Source organism: Nocardia aurea (assembly GCF_003123685.1).
GTDB lineage: Bacteria > Actinomycetota > Actinomycetes > Mycobacteriales > Mycobacteriaceae > Nocardia > Nocardia aurea.
Genome location: NZ_QCYJ01000140.1, coordinates 1 through 3,294, shown reverse-complemented (window position 1 = coordinate 3,294; position 3,294 = coordinate 1). Strand labels below are relative to the sequence as shown.

The 3,294-nt window shown below is 75.6% G+C and carries 3 protein-coding genes; all 3 read left to right on the top strand.

What is annotated here, in order from left to right:
• The first annotated feature begins 20 nt into the window (after positions 1-20).
• From DAT37_RS36710 to DAT37_RS36700, 3 genes are read left to right on the top strand one after another with little or no spacing between them, the layout of a single operon-like run.
• Complete coding sequence (locus DAT37_RS36710; RefSeq protein WP_157978877.1) at positions 21-263, top strand: hypothetical protein; 243 nt, start codon at positions 21-23, stop codon at positions 261-263.
• The gene (locus tag DAT37_RS36705; protein WP_109529553.1) at positions 260-2,407 is read left to right on the top strand and encodes a serine/threonine-protein kinase; all 2,148 of its coding nucleotides are present in this window, start codon (positions 260-262) and stop codon (positions 2,405-2,407) included. Before DAT37_RS36710 ends, DAT37_RS36705 begins: the two co-directional genes overlap by 4 nt.
• Entirely contained in the window at positions 2,398-3,234 is an 837-nt protein-coding gene (locus DAT37_RS36700) for a PP2C family serine/threonine-protein phosphatase (RefSeq protein WP_109529552.1), read from the top strand. The genes DAT37_RS36705 and DAT37_RS36700 overlap by 10 nt, the downstream gene beginning before the upstream one ends.
• The last annotated feature ends 60 nt before the right edge of the window (positions 3,235-3,294 follow it).

Genomic DNA, 3,294 nt, shown 5'->3' with positions numbered 1-3,294 from the left:
AGAAGGCGGCGCAGGAGGCCGTGAGCCGTGCCGAGGCCACCGCGAGAGCGCTGTACGGGCTGGTGGGCAGGCGCGACGAGCTGCGCGGCCGGCTCGGCGCGTGCCAGGCGATGGCGGTGCGCAAGGGCATGGCGGAGGACCCGGTCGCGGCCGGGCAGTACGAGCGGGCGCGGCTGCTGCTGTGGAGCGCGCCCTGCGACCTGACGAGGGCGGCCGAGGCCGTCGAGCTCTACCAGCGCGCGATCCACGGAGGTGGCCGATGAGCATGTGCCGGCAGCCCGGCTGCACGGGGACGATCGACGAGGGCTACTGCGACCTGTGCGGCCACGCCGCCGCTGCCGGGCCCGTGAGCGCTCCACCGCCGGACGCGCCGCCGCCGGACGCGTCGCCGCAGTCCCCGGAGACGCATCCGGTCAGCAGACCGCCGACGGGCCCGGCGAGCAGCGGCAGGTCTCGGGCCGGGGTGCTGGCCGAGCTGGCCGACCTGCCGTCGGTGCCGTACCGGGATCCGGAGAGCGCCGTCATGGCCACCCCGGAGGTGCCCGAGGAGAAGCGCTTCTGCTCCAACCCGGAGTGCGGCAGGCCCATCGGCCGGTCGAGGCAGGGCCGGCCGGGGCTGACCGCCGGGTTCTGCCCGCACTGCCGCACCCAGTTCTCCTTCACCCCGAAGCTCGCCAAGGACGACCTGGTGGCCGACCAGTACCGGGTGCTGGGCTGCCTGGCGCACGGCGGGCTCGGCTGGATCTACCTGGCCGCCGACGAGAACCTCGACGGCCGCTGGGTGGTGCTGAAGGGCCTGCTCAACACCGCCGACACGGAGGCCCTGGCCGCGGCGGAGGCCGAGCGGAGGTTCCTCACCACGGTCGACCACCCGAACATCGTCAAGATCTTCAACTTCCAGCGTTCGGCCGGCCTCGGCTACATCGTGATGGAGTACGTGGGCGGCCAGTCGCTGCACGAGCTGCGCCGGCAGGGGACACTGCCGCTGCGCGAGGTCCTCATGTACGGGCGGGAGATCCTGCGCGCGTTCGCCTACCTGCACGAGCAGGGCCTGGTCTACTGCGACCTCAAGCCCGCGAACGTGATCAGGGTCGGCAGGCGGCTCAAGCTCATCGACCTGGGCGCGGTCCAGCGTACCGGCTCGCCCCCGGGCACGTCCTGGGCCACGGTCGGCTACCACGCGCCCGAGCTGGACCGGCTGCCCTCGTCGGTGGCCTCCGACCTCTACACGGTGGGCAGGACGCTGGCGGTGCTGGCCGTTCCGGGATTCAGCCCCGCCAGGGGCGGCGCCGAGGTCCCGCTTCCGGACGACTGCGGCAACGAGTCGTTCGCCCGGCTGCTGCGCCGGGCCACCGCGGCGGACCCGGCGGCCAGGTTCCAGAGCGCCGAGGAGATGGAGGCGCAGCTCGTCGGCGTGCTGCGCGAGGTCAGCGCGGTCGCCGACGGCGTGCCGTACCCGGCTCCCTCGCCGCTGTTCGGGCCGGAGCGGATCGCGGCGGGGGCGGCGCTGAGCCGGATCCCCGCGAAGGTGTTCGATGCGCTCGACCCTCGCGCGGCGGCCGGGGCGCTCCCGGTGCCGCTCGCCGACCCGGCGGACCCGGCGGCGGGCGCGCTGGCGGGCCTGGTCGGCCGCGACCCGGCCCAACTCGTCGCCCAGGTGGCGGCGATGCCGCAGACCCCGGAGACACTGCTCACCAGGGCCAGGCTGCTCGCCGAGCAGAACCTGGACGGCGCGGGCACGGCCATCGCCGACGCCGGGCGGGCGCTGCCCGGCGACTGGCGGATCACCTGGTACGAGGGCGTCCACGCGCTGGCCCGGGGGCACACCGGCCAGGCCGTCACCCTGTTCGACAGGTGCGTCGGCCTGCTGCCCGGCGAGTGCGCGCCGAAGCTCGCCCTCGCCTTCGCCCTGGAGTCCGAGCGCCGGGACCCGGTCGCCTGGTACGAGAGCGTGTGGCGCACCGACCACTCGTACGTGAGCGCGGCGTTCGGGCTGGCCCGCGCGGGCCGGATGGAGGTGCTCGACGACGTCCCCGCCAGTTCCAGCCATCGGGTCGCCGCCCAGCTCGCGCTCGTCGCGTCCGTGGCGCGGGCGCCCGCCCCGCAGGCGCTCAAGCCGCAGGAGATCGCCGCGGCGGCCGACCGGCTGGACGACCTGGCCGACCTCGACCCGCGCCGCCGCGAGTCGATGACCGCCGAGGTGCTGCAGGCGGCGCTGGCCTGGCTCGACTCCGCGGCCAACCGGCCCGGCCAGGTCCAGGTGGCGGGCGCGGCCTTCACCGAACCGGCCATCCGCAGGCGGCTGGAGAGCATCTTCCGCAGGCTCGCCGCCGCCTCGGACTCCCGCCAGGAGCGGCACGCGCTGATCGACCAGGCCAACGCCGTACGTCCCCGGACGTGGCTGTGAGCTGCCCCGTCTGCGAGGCCCCCGTCGTGGCCGGTGACTCCTTCTGCGAGGCGTGCGGGCACCCGCTGGACGCTCCCCGCTGCGCCGCCTGCGACGCGCCGGCCGTGGACGCCGAGGGCTACTGCGAGCGGTGCGGCCTGCGCCAGCCCACCGGCAGGGACGACGACGAGACCGTGCTCGGCGGCGGCGCGGCGGGGGTCACCCACAAGGGCCTGCGCCGGGCCCGCAACGAGGACGCGATGGCGCTGCTCGCGGCCGGCGACTCGACGGTGGCGGTGGTGTGCGACGGCGTGGGCAGCTCGCCGCGGGCCGACGAGGCCTCGGCCGTCGCGACGCGCACGGCGGCGGAGGCGCTGGCCAGGGGCGTCGGCTCGGTGGAGGCGTTCGAGCTGGCCGGGCGGGCCGTGGCCAAGCTCGCGGCGTCGCCGGACGACGCCCCCGCCTGCACGTACGTCTCAGCGGTGGACACCGGCGGGCGGGTCACCCTCTGCTGGGCCGGTGACAGCCGTGCCTACTGGCTGCCCGGCGGGACGCGGGACGGCGTGGCGCTGACCGAGGACCACGCGGCGCCCACCGGCGAGATCACCGCCTGGCTCGGGGCCGACGCGGCCGACGTCGAGCCGGAGGTCCGCGTGTTCGGCCCCGAGGAGCCGGGGCTGCTGCTGGTCTGCAGCGACGGGCTCTGGCGCTACCTGGACGGCTACGCCTTCCCGTCCGCGGGCGCGCCCCTCGACCTCGCCCACGAGCTCCTGCGCCACGCGCTCGACTCGGGCGGCCACGACAACGTGACCATCGTCCTGATCCCCCTAGGAGGACCGCATGGGTGACGAGCCCACCTTCACGCTGCACATAGACCAGAACAAGTACCTGCCTCTCGGCGGACGCGA